Genomic DNA, 15,530 nt, shown 5'->3' on the forward strand with positions numbered 1-15,530 from the left:
AACAAACCTGTCCCTTTTTGGCAGGTGGAAGATGGGGTAAAGTAAGTGGTGGTTAACTAGAGGAGGCTTACTATGGCACCTATCGATATTGTTGTGTTGGCTGTTATCGGCATTGCGTTTGTCGCCGTGTGCGTGCGTATCTACCGAAAGGGCACCTGCGCCGACTGCGCCCAGGGTGGCGTTTGTACGGGGCATTGCTCCAACAAAAAGACCTGCGCCGCACTTAAGGGCGTAGACAAAATCGCCGAAGACTTGGGCCGCGGTATCAAATAAAGGTCCAGGCACCCAAGCGCCTCGCGAGCATCCGTTCGCGGGGCGCTTTGCACATTTGGGGGAGAGTGTGGCGAGTTGAAGAGTATTTTTGGGGTATCGTTACCTGTACTGTTGATTGGCAACTTATCTATAACGGAGTAACCCCATGAGCGCTCGCGTAACCATGAAGGACATAGCCGCCGAGCTTGGCGTTTCCATCAATACCGTGCACAAGGCCCTGACGGGCAAGGCCGGCGTGAGCGAATCCGTACGCGCCAAGGTGAATGCCAAGGCCGAGGCCATGGGCTACCATCGCAATACGAGCGCCTCGAGCCTGCGCCGCAAGGATATCAACCTGGTATTTTGCCTGCCCCGCGCATCGCGCGAGGGAGCGTACTTTTTCCGTTACCTGTGGGAAGGTTGCAATCGCTTTGAACAGGAGGTCATCGACCAGGGCATTACGGTTGAACGCGTTGAATTTGGCGTGGGCGGCTACGCCGATGCCCTTGAGCAAATCGATGAGCGTCTGCAGGTGGGCGAGAAGATCGATGGCTTGCTTGCCTATGCGCCGGGCGATGATCGTGCAACTGAGCTTTTGGGACAGATTGCCGAGGCGGGCGTGGTGATTGAGCTCGTCGACGGCGACCGCCCGCATTTGAACCGTTTGGGTGCGAGCTTGGCCGACTATTCGACGGCAGGCAGCCTTATGGCCGAGCAGGCGGCAAACCTGGTCCATGCTTCTGGTGCTGACGCTCGCGTGCTCCTCTTGACAGGCGACCCTTATACCGATTCGCACTATTTAACCGCCCGCGCCTTCCATAATTACCTGCGCGAACATGATATTCCGTGGCAGGTCGAGGACCTTGTCGGCGCCCATGCGCAAGTCAAACAGCTCGAGTGCGAGCTTGAGAAGCGCTTGAGCGCACCGAACGCCCCCGAACTTATCTGTAGCGTTTTTGCCGTTGGTTCCGAAGTGGTCGCCGACGCGCTCGTTTCGAGCGGCAAGGCTGGCCAGGTCATGGTAATTGGCAACGACCTATTTCCCGAAAGCGCTTTGGCTTTGCGCCGTGGCATCTTTACCAATATCGTCTATAAGGACCCGGTGAGTCTGGCATACCGCGGTGCTAAGACGCTGGGCGATTATCTGCTGTGGGGAAGGACTCCGGCGAAGCCCGTGCAGAAGGGTTCCGTCGAGATGGTGTTTGCCAGCAACGTCGACCGCTACTGCAAGCTTGCGGGAATTTAGCCGCTTGGGCGGGTACCCCCTCTTGCGACGTACATTTTTGGGAATATTCAGCAAACGCATGTTCCGATAGAGGGACAGAACGACTGTTTTACGTGCCGCCGGTGGCGTAATTCGCCATCGGCGGCACTTATTTATGCCGATCGGGCGCAATATGCGTATCAAATAGGGCGTCAAGGACGGTACGCGGTGCGCTCCGATGCTGAATATTCCGAAAAATGAACGTCGGGACATGACCCACCTGGACAAAAGCGCTCATGTTTGGTGTTCGGGGACGCCAGCCGAGCCGCAACATATACAGATCACAGCTCCAACAACCGTTGAACGGGCAAAATCGACCGTTCGCCCCGTGAGGGTTAGGTGAACGTTCACCTTTTCAGCCGTAATGAACTAGTATAGTGAACGTTCACCTAAAGGATAACGAGCGCGCCGTGCGCCCGTTTTGCCAACAAAGGGGTTGTTTGATGAAAAACTTTATGGACGATCAGGATTTCCTGCTGAGCACCAAGACCGGCGAGGAGCTGTTCCACAACTTTGCCGAGGGCATGCCCATCGTCGACTATCACTGCCACATTTCTCCCAAGGAAATCTGGGATGACAAGCGTTTCGAGAACATCACCGAGGTTTGGCTGGGCGGCGACCACTACAAGTGGCGCCTGATGCGCGCCAACGGCGTTGACGAGCGCTTCATTACCGGCGACGCCCCCGCCCGCGAGAAGTTCCAAAAGTGGGCCGAGACCCTGGGCCGTTGCGTGGGCAACCCCGTCTTTGAGTGGAGCCACCTGGAGCTTAAGCGCTACTTTGGCTACGAGGGCGTTCTGAACGGCAAAACCGCTCAGGAGGTCTGGGACCTTGCCAACGCCAAGCTCGCCGAGTCCAGCTTTACTTGCCGCAACCTGATCAAGCGGTCTAACGTCCGCATGATCTGCACTACCGACGATCCCGCCGATAGCTTTGAGTGGCATAAAAAGATTGCCGCCGACGACAGCTTTGACGTTCAGGTCGTTCCTGCCATGCGCCCCGATGTCGCCCTGCGCATCGAGCGCGGCCAGGAGTTCGCCGATTACTGCAAGCACCTCTCCGAGGTTGCCGGTGTTGAGGTCAGCGACTTCGAGGGCATGAAGGCCGCCATCTCCAAGCGCTACGATGTCGCCCACGAGCTGGGCTGCCGCGCTTCCGACCACGCGCTCGACTACGTTATGTACGTTCCGGCTACCGCCGACGAGATCGAGACTATCTTTGCCAAGGGCCTTGCCGCCGAGCCGCTTACCGAGGACGAGGTACTCAAGTACAAGACGGCCTTCATGCAGTTTGTCGCCGGCGAGTACGTCCGTCTTGGCTGGGCCATGCAGTTGCACTTTGGCTGCAAACGTGACAACAACCGCGCTATGTTCGCCAAGCTCGGTCCCGACACCGGCTACGACTGCATCTCCAATTACACGCCGTCCGACCAGCTGGCCGATTTCCTCAACTCCATCCAGGAGTTCACGGGTCTGCCCAAGACCATCCTGTACAGCCTGAACCCCATCGACAACACCATGATCGATACCGTGATGGGCTGCTTCCAGGAGGCTCCAACCGCCGGCAAGATCCAGAACGGCTCTGCCTGGTGGTTCAACGACAACGAGGTCGGTATGCGCGAGCAGCTCACGGCCCTTGCCAACGAGGGCGTGCTGGGCAACTTTGTGGGCATGCTTACCGACTCCCGTTCCTTCTTGTCCTATCCGCGTCACGAGTACTTCCGTCGCGTGCTGTGCAGCGTGATCGGCGAGTGGGTCGAGCAGGGCAAGTACCCGGCCGACATGGAGCTGCTGGGCACCATCGTGCGCGACATCAGCTACAACAATGCGGTCCGCTACTTTGGCTTTGACCTGGACACCGTCGAGGCCTAAAGCCGCATCGAATCGCATCGAACTCGGGAGCGCCGTTGCCACACGCGGCGCCCCGTTTTACTTGCACGCCAACAGCTATCTAAGGAGAGACATAGATGGAGAACATCAGCTACGATGCGCTCGAGAAGATCGGCTACAAGGGCTACCTGCTGCCCAAGGACGCGCCCGAGAAGGTTCTGCAGTTTGGCGAGGGCAATTTCCTGCGCGCCTTCGTCGACCGCTTCTTTGACATGGGCAACGAGGCAACCGGCTGGAACGGCAAGATCGTCATGGTCCAGCCCATCAACGGCGCCTTTGGCTTTGCCGATGGCATCAATGCCCAGGACGACCTGTATACCGTGCTGATGCGCGGCAAAGAGAACGGCGACACGGTTGACGAGTCCCGCGTGATCAGCGCCTGCAGCCGCTGCCTCAATCCGTATCGCGAGGCGGACTATCGCGCCATCATGGAGGTCGCTGTCTCCGACGATCTGGAGATCATCGTTTCCAACACCACCGAGGCCGGCATTGCCTACGATCCGTCCTGCAAGGCCGACGACATGCCGCCTGCGAGCTTCCCCGCCAAACTTGTTCAGGTCCTGCATGCCCGCTGGGCTGCCGGCAAGCCGGGCGTTATCGTGCTCGCCTGCGAGCTCATCGACCACAATGGCGAGGAGCTGTTGCGCATCATGAACCAGTACGTGAGCGACTGGGGCTGGGAAGACGAGTTCTCGCAGTGGATGTCCAACGACTGCACCGTCTGCACCACGCTCGTCGACACTATCGTGCCGGGTCGTATCCGCGACGCATCCGAGGCTGCGGCGGTTGCCGAGCGCTTGGGCTATGAGGATCCCTTCCTGACTGTGCGCGAGCCCTTCCAGATGTGGGGCATCCAGGGTGACGAGTCGCTTGCCGAGAAGCTTCCCTTTGTGAAGGCCGGCCTGCCGGGTGTCTTTGTGACCCCCGACGTCACCCCGTACAAGAAACGCAAAGTCCGCATCCTCAACGGCGCCCACACCGCCTTTGTGCCGGGTTCCTGGGTCGCTGGCTTTGATATCGTGCGCGATTGCATGCACGACGAGACTGTTCGCGGCTTCATGAACACCATGCTCTACGACGAGGTCATCCCGACGCTTGCCGCCGACCTGGATGTCGAGGACTGCAAGGCCTTTGCCGCCGCCGTCGAGAACCGCTTCGACAACCCGTTTATCGACCACGCGCTGCTCTCCATTTGTCTCAACTCCACCGCCAAGTGGCGTGCCCGCGACCTGCCCACGCTCAAGGACTACGTTGCCAAGACCGGCAGCCTGCCCAAGTGCCTGGCGACGAGCCTCGCTACGCTCATCGCTTTCTATACGCAGGAGCTCGTTGCTCGCGAGGGAGACGGCCTGCACCTGCGTCGCGCCGACGGCACCGAGTACACCGCTCAGGACGATGCCTTCGTGCTCGATTTCTACGCCGCCCACGCCGGCACCGACGATGCCGAGCTAGTGCACGACGTGCTCACCAATGAGCAGATGTGGGGCGAGGACCTTACGCAGATCGCTGGTCTTGAGGAGTTTGTCGTCGGCGCGCTCGCCGTCGTGCGCACCGAGGGTGCCAAGCAGGCCTTCGTCAACGCTCAGGCATGATTTCCGGCTCGGGCGCGGGACGGCTTGCCCGCGCCTCGACTTCTGCTCAACCTGTTAGGTTAGGACCATTTGTAATGAACACTATCCAGATCAATCCGGCCGATAACGTGATCGTCGCGCTGTCGCCGCTTGCCAAGGGCGCCGCCGTCGCGGTTCCCGGGGTGGGCGAGGTCGTGGCTGCGGAGGATATTCCGCAGGGCCACAAGATGGCCGTGCGTGCCATTGCGGCGGGGGAGGACGTCGTCAAGTACGGTCTTCCTATCGGCCACGTGACGGGCGACATCCAGCCCGGTCAGTGGCTTCATACGCATAACGTCAAGACCAACCTTTCGGGCGAGGTCGAGTATGCTTACAACCCGACGCATCCGGTTGTTGAGCCGGTTGAGCCCGAGACCTTTATGGGCTTCCGTCGCGCCGACGGCCGTGCCGCCACGCGCAACGAGCTGTGGATCATCCCCACGGTCGGCTGCGTCAACGAGGTCGCACGTGCCATGTGCGAGCAGGCTCAGGATCTGGTCGAGGGCTCGCTGGAGGGCGTTTACTACTTCCCACATCCCTTTGGCTGCTCGCAGACCGGCGCCGACCATGCCCAGACGCGTCGTCTGCTGGTGGCGCTCTCGCGTCACGCAAACGCTGCGGGTGTACTGTTCCTGTCCCTCGGTTGCGAAAACTGCACGCACCAGCAGGTGCTCGATGAGCTCGGTGACTTCGATCACGAGCGCGTTCGCTTCCTTACCTGCCAGGATGTAGCCGACGAGCAGGTCGAGGGCCACAAGATTCTGTCCGAGTTGGCTGACCTGGCCAAGCAGGCCAAGCGTGAGCCCATTCCGGCCTCCGAGCTGGTCATTGGCCTTAAGTGCGGTGGTTCTGACGGTCTTTCGGGCATTACCGCCAACCCCACGATCGGCCGCGTGAGCGATATGGTTGTCGCCCGCGGCGGCACGTCGGTGCTCACCGAGGTGCCCGAGATGTTTGGCGCGGAGAGCATTCTGCTCGATCGCTGCGAGAGTCAGGACGTCTTTAACGCGGCGGCCGACATGCTCAACGGCTTTAAGGACTACTTCATTAGCCACGGCGAGGTCGTCTATGAGAACCCGAGTCCCGGTAACAAGGACGGCGGTATTACCACGCTCGAGGACAAGAGCTGCGGCTGCGTGCAAAAGGGCGGATCTGCCCCCATCGTCGACGTGCTGCCGTATGCCGGTCAGGCAACTAAGCACGGTCTGAACATGCTGTGCGGCCCGGGCAACGACATGGTGTCGACCACGGCGTTGACGGCTGCCGGCTGCCACGTGATTTTGTTCTCGACCGGCCGCGGCACGCCGTTTGGCGCGCCGGCGCCGACGCTCAAGGTGTTTACCAACCAGCGTCTGTGCGACCACAAGGCCAACTGGATGGACTTTAACGCCGGCGTGATTGCCACAGGCGAGTGCACGCTCGACGAGGCTGCCCACGACCTGTACCAGCTGGTGCTGGAGACGGCGGGCGGCAAGCTTACGAGTGCCGAGCGTCGCGGTTGTCACGAGATCAGCATCTGGAAGGACGGCGTCTGCCTGTAGCGGCAAGCGGGTTCGCATAGGGCGCTATTGGCCATGGCCCCGTCGGGAGTGTTCCCGGTGGGGCCATTTTTGTCCGGGCTGCAGAAGCGCGTCTTCCTGGGGGCGCGGGGGGGGCGGTGAATACAATAAACGTTCACCCAGTCACCCTGAAATTAAAACCAACCGAATGCCCTTGTAATCGAGAATATTTTAAGTTAGGTGTCCGTTCAGCGATGAAAAACGACCGTTCAGGGATATTATTCAAGTGAACGTTCACCTATCATAAGCAATCGCGCATAATCTAGCTAAACGTTCACCCTGAACGACATGCAGACGGATGTCGGTATGGATTCCAATGTCTTGTTACAAGACAATCGAGAGAAGAGAGGGAGCTCGATGACTAATAAGATTGGAAAAAAGCGCAAAATCACATTCTGGACGCGCTTGGGCTTTGGTATGGGCGGCATGCTCAACTCCGGTGCCCTGAGCTTTACGCACAGCTACATGGTGCTGTTCCTGTCCACGGAGTGCGGCCTGTCCGCAGGCGAGGCTGCGCTGATTAGCTCGTTCGCCATCTATCTCAACGCCATTCTTTGCCCGCTGATGGGTTTTGTGGCCGATAACTTCTATGCCACCAAGATCGGCCGCATCTTTGGTCGTCGCCGTTTCTGGATCTTGCTGGCTATCCCGATGATGGTCGCCGAGCCGCTTATCTTCGTTGCTACGCCGTTCGGTTTCCCGTACTACTTTGTGCTGTACCTGATCTACAACGTCGCGTACACATTCTGCACTGCCAACCTGTCGCCGCTTACCATCGAGATGACCGACGACTTCAAGGAGCGTACGTACCTCACCGGCTACAAGCACCTCTTTGGCAACGCTGCCGGCTTCCTTATGGCAGCACTCGTCGGCTTTGGCTTTGGCACCTTCGGCGAGACCAACCCGTTCAGCTATTTCATCATCGCTACGATTAACGCTTCGGTCATGGCAATCTCGCTGCTCTGCGTGTACCTGTCCACGTGGGAGCACACCCCCGAGGAGGTCGCTCAGGAGAAGATTGAGAGCGTTGGCGAGGGCATCAAGAAGTTCTTCATCGACGTTATCTCCACGTTCCGCAACAAGTCCTTCCGCAAGGTCCTGTATGCACAGGTCTCCACGAAGCTCGCTGCCGCCTGCTGGTCTGCCTGCCTGTCCTTCTTCATCGTCTACTGCCTGCAGATTCCTAAGTCCTACGAGTCCGTGATGGAGATGCCCGGCAAGGTCGTCGCTATCGTCTGCACCGCCGTCTGGGTTGCCCTCATGGCCAAGAAGGGCTTCCACAAGTCTTGGTACCTGGCCAACGTCGGCTGCGCTGCGTGCATCATCGCTTATAACTACTTCGCCTTTGGCCAGATTAACGGCACCTCCACGGTTGCCATCGCCATGATCGCCTACCCCATCATCTTCGCCATCTGGAAGTTCTTCTACGTTGGCTTCCAGTATCTGCCCGATGTCCTGCTCAACTACATCCCCGATGTCGATGAGCTCATCACCCTGCGTCGTCGCGAGGGCATCTACAGCTCCGCACAGCAGCTCTGCCAGCAGATCGCCCAGGCAGTCGCCGTCAACGCATGGGCCATCGTCCTTGCTGCCTCCGGCTTCATTCAGACCGCCGGCAACAGCGATGCCGTGACCCAGCCCGCCACCGTGCCTCTGTACATCTGCGGCTACATGCTCATCGGCTGCGCCGGCTTCTTCCTGCTCGCGGCTGTCCTTGCCCGCGGCATCAAGATCGACAAGGAGCAGTGCGACGTCCTTTGCGACGAGATCCGCCGTGTCAAGGAGGGTGGCAAGATGGCCGACGTCAAGCCCGAGGTCAAGGCGCTTTGCGAGGAACTCTCCGGCTTTAAGTACGAGGACTGCTTCGCCCACAACAACGTTGGCTTCCAGGACGGTAGCGTAATTCCCGCCGAGTAGGACATACGCATCGTTCAAACCACAGGGCCGTGCCACCGGAATTCCGCCGGCAGGCACGGCCCTTTTTCAACAGCGTACAATTTGCCTTTAGAGCATCTTTTTTGAGGGAGAAACCCATGGAGACGAACGTTATCTGGCGCAATGCCCGCGCGGCCGTTATCGAGCTCGACGATGGCGGCTACTTTACCTGTGCCGATACGTGGGAGGTCTTTGTCAACGGCGAGCCCGCCGGTACCACCAATACGGTCGAGACCTATGTCGACGGCCTGATTCCCGGCAAGCGCAACTTGATTCGTTTTGTCTGTGGCGAGCGCGAGCTGAGCGTGGGAGTCACCACGCCGGCCGAGCCCTTCACCATCAACGTTCGCGACTGCGGCGCCAAGGGCGATGCCGAGCACGACGACACCACCAATATCCAGGCTGCCATCATGGCCTGCCCCAAGGGCGGACGCGTGCTGATTCCCGCCGGCAGCTACCGCATCAAGTCGCTCTTCCTTAAGAGCGATATCAATATTGAGCTTGCCGAGGGTGCGGTGCTGCTGGCCCGTCACGACCGTGCGGCACTTGCCTACATTCCGGGCACGGTCACGGGCGACGAGGGCGCCGGGTATGCCGGTACTGACATGCTGCCCCTGGGCCGCTGGGAGGGCGAGAGCTTCTCGACCTACTGCTCTACCTTTACGGGCCTGAACGTGCACGACGTGTGCATCTATGGGCGCGGCGCGATCGATGGCCAGACCGATTTTGCCGAGGACAACTGGTGGAACAAGGACTTTAAGAACATCTTCCGCCCCGAGGAGGGCCGCGAGATCGCCCGCCCGCGCATGATCTTCCTGTCCGAGTGCGAAAACGTGAGCATGGCTGGTTTTACCGTGTGCAATAGCCCCGCGTGGAACATCCACCCCGTCCTGTGCGAGCGCGTCGATGCGCTCTGCCTGTCCATCGAGGGTCCCAAGAACTCCCACAACACCGACGGCTTTGATCCCGAGAGCTGCGGTTTTGTCCGCATCCTTGGCTGCCAGTTCTCGGTGGGCGACGACTGCATCGCCATCAAGAGCGGCAAGCTGGGCATTGAGCCCGAGCTTCGTCCCGCCACGCACGACGTGCTAATCTCGCACTGCTACATGCACGACGGCCACGGCGCCGTGGTGCTGGGGTCCGAGGCTGCCGGCGGCATCAAGGACCTCACCGTGAGCAAGTGCCTCTTTGAGCGTACCGACCGCGGCCTGCGCGTCAAGACCCGCCGCGGCCGCGGCAAGGACGCCGTCAACGAGGGGATCACCTTCGAGCACATTCGCATGGACAAGGTGCTCACGCCCTTCGTGGTCAACTCGTTCTACTTCTGCGATAAGGACGGCAAGACCGACTATGTCCAGAGCCGCGACGCGGTGCCCGTCGACGACCGTACGCCCGGCTTTGGCGCCACGACGTTCCGCGACATCGAGGCCACCAACTGCCACGCGGCCGCGGCCTATATCACGGGCCTTCCCGAGAGCAAGGTGACGCGCCTGACGTTCCAGGATGTTCATGTGACCTTTGCCGCCGATGCCGAGCCCTTTGTGCCGGCCATGGCCTGCGGCGTGGAGCCCATGGTGCGCCAGGGCATCATCGCGCAGAACGTGAAAGTCCTCGACCTGCAGAACGTGCGCATCGAGGGTCAGGATGGCGACGAGCTGCAGCTGCAAAACGTCGACAAGGTTATCCGCGCGTAGGGTAGTGCTCCTGCACAAGTGAATACGGCATGTTGAGGCGTGCGACGGTCGGGTCTGCCTGGCTGTCGCACGCAATCTATAGGTGCCGGTATTGCGGTGGGTGTTCTGTGACAGAAAGCGTAATGACAGATGAGTGGTAAAGAACAGCTCTTTGAGGTATCGCTCGAACGCGAAGGCGCGTATCGCAGCATTTCGGCGGCGCTCGAGGCGGCGGAGCGGTGTGTGCCCGATGCGACCGTGCCGGTGCGCGTGCTGGTGGCGCCGGGCGAGTACCGCGAACAGGTCGAAATTCGTCGTCCGCATGTGACGCTCGAGGGCGAGACGGCCGACAGCGTGCGTATCGTGGGCGGCCTGGGTGCCAAGATGCCTTCGGAAGATGGTAGCGGCCAGGATGGAAGACTCGGCACCTTCCGTACGTACACGGTGCTGGTCGATGCCGACGACGTGACGCTTGCGGGCCTAACAATCGAAAACGACGCCGGTGACGGTCGCGAGGTCGGCCAGGCGATTGCCCTGTATGCCGACGGCGACCGCCTGGTGGTCGATTCCTGCCGCATCCTGGGGCATCAGGACACGCTCTTTTTGGGGCCGCTGCCGCCGCGCGAGGCCAAGCCAGGCGGCTTTATAGGCCCCAAGCAGTTTGCGCCGCGCCGGGTGGGGCGCCAGTATTTTCGACGTTGCCGAATCGAGGGCGACGTCGACTTTATCTTTGGCGGCGCGCGTGCCTACTTTGAGGGGTGTGAGATTCGCTCGCTCAACCGCGATATGGATGTCAACGGGTATGTAACGGCAGCCTCCACGCCTCAGGGCGAGCCGTACGGATTTGTGTTTCATGGCTGTTCGTTTACAGCCGATGAGGGCATTGCCCCCGGATCGGTCTATCTGGGTCGCCCGTGGCGCGAATGGGCCCAGACCGTGCTTATCGATTGCTGGCTGGGCTCGCATATCAAGTCCGAGGGCTGGTGGGATTGGAATAAGCCAGCGGCACATGACGGCACCCTGTATGCCGGCGGTACCCTGTTTGGCCCGGCGGGTGATGCTGCCGCTTGGGTGCCGTGGGCGCATTGCCTGACCGGTCAGGATTCCGAACGCTATGCGCGTGACCGAGTGCTTGCCGGCACGGATGGTTGGGATCCCGAGGGCGGCGACGGTGATGCGGTAGAGACGGCCGGGCTATCTGCCAATGGCCGCACCGTGCACATCGAGACGTACTACGAGGACGAACCTGCGTTGCGCGCCCGACTGAAGCGCGAAGGGCGCTCGGCCGCATTTACGGGCAAGACTCCCACAGACTTTGAGGCATGGAAGGCTGCGACCAGGACTCGTCTGTACGATATTTTGGGTCTTTCGCTTATGGACCGCGCCCCGATTGAGATTCGTGAGCTCAATCGTGTGCGGGTTGCCGGCAACATCGTGCGTACTCATGCGGTGTTGCAGGTTGAGCACGATGTGTGGATGCCGTTTTACCTGTTGGAGCCGTCCCGCCCCAAGCTTGACGAGCGGGGACTCAAGCGCTGCTATATCTGCCCGCATGGTCACCAGGGGGCGGGTGCTGCAAGCATAGCCGGTGTTGCGGGCGTGCCGGCGGTCGACGATGCCGTGCGTAAGTTCAATTACGACTACGGTCTGCGTTTGGCGCGCATGGGTTACGTGACCGTCTGCCCCGATGCGCGTGGTTGGGGATACCGTCGCGATTGGAAGGGCCAGGGCGACGACGAGAACAGCTACCTGCGCGGTACGTGTCTGAATCAAGCGCGTATGGCCGAGCCGCTGGGTCTTACGGTCGCGGGCCTCAACGCCTGGGACAACATGCGCTTGATTGATTACTTGGAGACACGCGGTGACATTGCCCTGGACGACCTGGGCTGCTTTGGTTTTTCGGGCGGCGGTTACATGACGTTGTACCTGGCCGCGCTTGACCCGCGCGTGCGCAAGGCGTTTGTCTCGGGCTATCTGTACGGTGTCGATGACTCGCTGCTACATCTCAACGGCAACTGCAGTTGCAATTACACGCCTGGACTCTGGCGTCTGCTCGATATGGGTGACATCGCCTCGCTCATCGCGCCACGGCCGTTGTTGGTCCAAAGTTGCGAAGAGGATCATCTGAATGGGGCACGCGGGCTCAAAAATGTTGACGAGCAACTCAAAATCGTGCGCGATGCCTACGAGTTGCTGGGCCGCAGAGGAGGTCTGCGGCACGAGGTGTGTCCGGGTGGACACCATCTTGGCGTGGCGCATCTTGCCGAGGATATCGAATGGCTCGATTCGCAAGTTGCGGAATGCGCCCACGCATAGCCCCTCGGCATGTTGCGAATGAACGGTATGTACCTGTATGACCGCCGGTGTGCGGGTGAGGAGAAGAATATGGAAACGAAAAACTTGAGCGAATCGACCATCTGCTGCTTTGGCGATTCGACCACCTGGGGCGATAACGGATGCGGCGGGGGAGGTAACGACATCTCCTGGACCTCGCACCTGGGTGCGCTGCTGGGCGGCGCTACGGTCGAGAATTTTGGCATTAAGGGTTCGCGTATTGCCGTCAAGGCCGACCGTACCGATTCGTTTGTTGAGCGTTTGGACGGCATCGATCACGCGGCAGACATCTGCATCGTCTTTGGCGGCGTTAACGACTTTAGCCGTAACGTGCCGCTAGGCGAGCCGGGCAGCACCGACGTGCACGAGTTCTATGGCGCGCTCGACTACCTTATCCGCACCATCACGGCGCGCTCGCCTCAGGCAAAGCTGGTGTTTATGACGCCGTGCAAGACAAGTGGTAAGCACGAGAAGGATATCCCGGCAAGCAACGAGGCCAACCATCTGGGCCTGACGCAAGACGCCTATGTGCGCGCGATGCTGGAGGTTTGCGATCGCTACTCGGTGCCGGTGATCGACCTGTATGCGCAAAGCGGCATCAGCCCGTTTTTGCCGGAGCACCGCGAGCTCTACATGCCGGACGGTCTGCATTACAGCCCTGCCGGCTATGAGCGCCTGGCGCATCGCATTGCCGCGGCTCTCACCGCCGTTTGCCGCTAAAAGGATGCCGTTTGCGGGGATTATAGGGTTAACGTTCACCCTATAATCCCCTTCGCGTTACACTAGGGTTAACGTTCACCCATCAAAAACGTCAGAGGGGACAGCAATGGGTTGCAATCAGATTCTGGACCGTTATATCGAGCAGTTGATCGAGACCTCTACGCCGCAGGCGCCGGCCTGGAACATCGAAAAGCTTCGCGCCGGCAAGGAGAACACCTGGAATTACATTGACGGCTGCATGATCAAGGCACTCATCGAGCTGTACGAGATCACCGGCGAGCAGCGTTACCTGACCTTCGCCGACGACTATATCGACTTCTTTGTCCAGGATGACGGCACCATCAAGCATTACGATCCCCAGGAGTACAACCTCGACAACGTCAACGCGGGCAAAACCCTCTACAAACTCTACGACCTGGTGGGCAAGCCCAAGTACCGTGCCGCCATGGATACCATCTATCGCCAGCTCGAAACCCAGCCGCGCACCAAAGAGGGCGTGTTTTGGCACAAGGCTGTCTATCCTAACCAGATCTGGCTCGACGGTATGTATATGGCCCAGCCGTTCTACATGCAATACGAGCTGAGCTTCCACAACCGTCGCGCCTGTTCGGACAGCTTCCATATGTTTCAGGTCGTGCATGACCTGATGCGCAACCCCCTCAACGGTTTGTACTATCACGCCTACGACGCGAGCCGCAAGCAGTTCTGGTGCGATCCCGTAACCGGTCTTTCGGCTAACTTCTGGCTGCGCGCCGAGGGCTGGTTTGCCATGGCGCTCATCGATACCTGGGAGCTCATGCCGCCTTCAATGTCGGCAGAGAAGGACGAGATCCGCAAGATGTTCCACGACCTGATTGACGCCATGCTGCCGTATCAGGACGAGAAGACCGGTATGTGGCACCAGGTCATCAACCTGCCCAACATCGCCCCCAACTATCTGGAGGAGTCGGGCAGTGCCATCTTTGCCAACGCCATCATGAAGGGCGTGCGCCTGGGCGTGCTGGGCGAGCGCTACTACCAGTACGGCCGCCGTGCGTTTGACGGCATCTGCGATACGTGCCTGTCCGAGCGCGACGGGCAGCTGGCGCTCGACAACATCTGCCTGGTGGCGGGTCTTGGCAACGCCGCGCACCGCGAGGGCACGTTTGAGTATTACATGAGCGAGCCTGTGGTCAAAAATGATGCAAAGGGCGTGGCGCCGCTGGTGCTTGCCTATATCGAGACCATGCATCATGACAAGCTGGCCGGTAAGCGCGATCCGCTCGCCCCTTCGGGCGTGTGCTCCATTGAGGACCCGTTTGGCGGATACACCCCGGGCATCAATGCTCATAAGGGGCGTGAATAGCGTGGGGGCCATTACTCCGGGCGTACGTTTGCACGACCTTCCGCAGGGAACCGTCGAGGAACGCATTCGCATGGCAGGAGAGCTGGGCTTTTCGTGCATCCAACTGCCGAGCAAGGTGCTCTACGCATCGATGGGAATCGATCGGGGAGGCCTGACCCGCGAGCTTGCCGACCATCTGCGCGAGGTACTCGATGAGGCGGACGTTTCGGTTGCCGTGCTCGGCTGCTATAAGAATCTGGCGACGCCCGATCGACAACAGCTCATGGATAACTATGCCGAGTATGAGGCATGCTTGAACTTTGCCCAGATGCTCGGCGGCTGCCCGGTTGGCACCGAGACCGGTCGTCCCAATGCGCAGAACAGCGTTGCTGACGACCGTATGACCGACGAGGCACTCGATGCGTTTATGGACGGACTCGCACGTGTCTGCGAGCGCGCCGAGGCCGTTGGTGGGCAAATACTGATTGAGCCCGGCTGGAACGAGACAGTCAACACACCGGATCGCTGCCGCGAGGTATTGGAGCGCGTCTCGAGCCCAGCGCTCGGCGTGATCTACGACCCGGTGTCGCTGCTGCACCCCAGCGTCGTTAACGAGGCGCAGGAAATCACAGCGCGTATGCTCTACTTGTGCGGCAGCAAGATTCGCGTGCTGCACGCCAAGGATTTTGAGGCCGTCGACAACGAGGACGAGGCTGGTTGGTGCGACGGTACGGGTTCGCGCCTGGTGTGCCACGGTGTGGGCGAGACGGGACGATATGACTTTGAGCCCGTGGTGGCCTGGGCGGCTGCCGCCTGCCCTGGGATTCCCTGCGTGGTCGAGAACAGCGTGCCGGCGACGGCGGCTGGCTGTCTGGCGACGCTCGAGCGTATGTCCGCCCGCTGCGGGGCTTCGCATCGCGAGATATAGCCTTGGCTTTTGCCGTGGCAGCCGATTGAGTTTGCCTGACGG

At 60.2% G+C, this 15,530-nt stretch carries 11 protein-coding genes; all 11 read left to right on the forward strand.

Annotated elements, in window-relative coordinates; translation table 11 throughout:
- Window positions 1–72 precede the first annotated feature (72 nt).
- The 11 genes from DW195_RS00125 (at window position 73) to DW195_RS00175 (ending at window position 15,488) form a co-directional block, all read left to right on the forward strand.
- The gene (locus DW195_RS00125; protein WP_035136858.1) at window positions 73–273 is read left to right on the forward strand and encodes a hypothetical protein; all 201 of its coding nucleotides are present in this window, start codon (window positions 73–75) and stop codon (window positions 271–273) included.
- A gap of 145 nt (window positions 274–418) precedes the next feature.
- A complete protein-coding gene (locus tag DW195_RS00130) occupies window positions 419–1,498 on the forward strand; it encodes a substrate-binding domain-containing protein (protein ID WP_118205184.1) in 1,080 nt (359 codons plus the stop codon).
- Window positions 1,499–1,959: 461 nt separating this feature from the next.
- Window positions 1,960–3,387, forward strand: coding sequence for a glucuronate isomerase (gene uxaC, locus DW195_RS00135; protein WP_118205186.1), 1,428 nt, complete (start codon window positions 1,960–1,962; stop codon window positions 3,385–3,387).
- A 95-nt stretch (window positions 3,388–3,482) separates the two neighbouring features.
- On the forward strand, window positions 3,483–4,997 hold the full coding sequence (locus DW195_RS00140) for a tagaturonate reductase (RefSeq protein WP_118205188.1): 1,515 nt from the start codon (window positions 3,483–3,485) through the stop codon (window positions 4,995–4,997).
- A gap of 74 nt (window positions 4,998–5,071) precedes the next feature.
- Complete coding sequence (locus tag DW195_RS00145; protein ID WP_118205190.1) at window positions 5,072–6,556, forward strand: UxaA family hydrolase; 1,485 nt, start codon at window positions 5,072–5,074, stop codon at window positions 6,554–6,556.
- Between the two features lie 375 nt (window positions 6,557–6,931).
- Entirely contained in the window at window positions 6,932–8,491 is a 1,560-nt protein-coding gene (locus DW195_RS00150) for an MFS transporter (protein WP_158567856.1), read from the forward strand.
- A gap of 116 nt (window positions 8,492–8,607) precedes the next feature.
- The gene (locus DW195_RS00155) at window positions 8,608–10,203 is read left to right on the forward strand and encodes a glycoside hydrolase family 28 protein (RefSeq protein WP_118205194.1); all 1,596 of its coding nucleotides are present in this window, start codon (window positions 8,608–8,610) and stop codon (window positions 10,201–10,203) included.
- A gap of 129 nt (window positions 10,204–10,332) precedes the next feature.
- Complete coding sequence (locus tag DW195_RS00160; RefSeq protein WP_118205196.1) at window positions 10,333–12,498, forward strand: pectinesterase family protein; 2,166 nt, start codon at window positions 10,333–10,335, stop codon at window positions 12,496–12,498.
- A gap of 69 nt (window positions 12,499–12,567) precedes the next feature.
- Window positions 12,568–13,236, forward strand: a complete 669-nt coding sequence (locus DW195_RS00165; RefSeq protein ID WP_233540769.1) for an SGNH/GDSL hydrolase family protein — start codon at window positions 12,568–12,570, stop codon at window positions 13,234–13,236.
- Between the two features lie 106 nt (window positions 13,237–13,342).
- Window positions 13,343–14,581, forward strand: coding sequence for a glycoside hydrolase family 105 protein (locus tag DW195_RS00170; RefSeq protein ID WP_118205200.1), 1,239 nt, complete (start codon window positions 13,343–13,345; stop codon window positions 14,579–14,581).
- Between the two features lies 1 nt (window position 14,582).
- A complete protein-coding gene (locus DW195_RS00175; RefSeq protein WP_158567857.1) occupies window positions 14,583–15,488 on the forward strand; it encodes a sugar phosphate isomerase/epimerase in 906 nt (301 codons plus the stop codon).
- The last annotated feature ends 42 nt before the right edge of the window (window positions 15,489–15,530 follow it).

The organism is Collinsella sp. AM17-1 (assembly GCF_003470665.1).
Lineage (GTDB): Bacteria > Actinomycetota > Coriobacteriia > Coriobacteriales > Coriobacteriaceae > Collinsella.

Bases quoted from the DNA above. Each gene is read 5' to 3' on its own strand.
- DW195_RS00125 (WP_035136858.1), top strand. From the start codon at position 73: ATGGCACCTATCGATATTGTTGTGTTGGCTGTTATCGGCATTGCGTTT.
- DW195_RS00130 (WP_118205184.1), top strand. From the start codon at position 419: ATGAGCGCTCGCGTAACCATGAAGGACATAGCCGCCGAGCTTGGCGTT.
- uxaC (WP_118205186.1), top strand. From the start codon at position 1,960: ATGAAAAACTTTATGGACGATCAGGATTTCCTGCTGAGCACCAAGACC.
- DW195_RS00140 (WP_118205188.1), top strand. From the start codon at position 3,483: ATGGAGAACATCAGCTACGATGCGCTCGAGAAGATCGGCTACAAGGGC.
- DW195_RS00145 (WP_118205190.1), top strand. From the start codon at position 5,072: ATGAACACTATCCAGATCAATCCGGCCGATAACGTGATCGTCGCGCTG.
- DW195_RS00150 (WP_158567856.1), top strand. From the start codon at position 6,932: ATGACTAATAAGATTGGAAAAAAGCGCAAAATCACATTCTGGACGCGC.
- DW195_RS00155 (WP_118205194.1), top strand. From the start codon at position 8,608: ATGGAGACGAACGTTATCTGGCGCAATGCCCGCGCGGCCGTTATCGAG.
- DW195_RS00160 (WP_118205196.1), top strand. From the start codon at position 10,333: ATGAGTGGTAAAGAACAGCTCTTTGAGGTATCGCTCGAACGCGAAGGC.
- DW195_RS00165 (WP_233540769.1), top strand. From the start codon at position 12,568: ATGGAAACGAAAAACTTGAGCGAATCGACCATCTGCTGCTTTGGCGAT.
- DW195_RS00170 (WP_118205200.1), top strand. From the start codon at position 13,343: ATGGGTTGCAATCAGATTCTGGACCGTTATATCGAGCAGTTGATCGAG.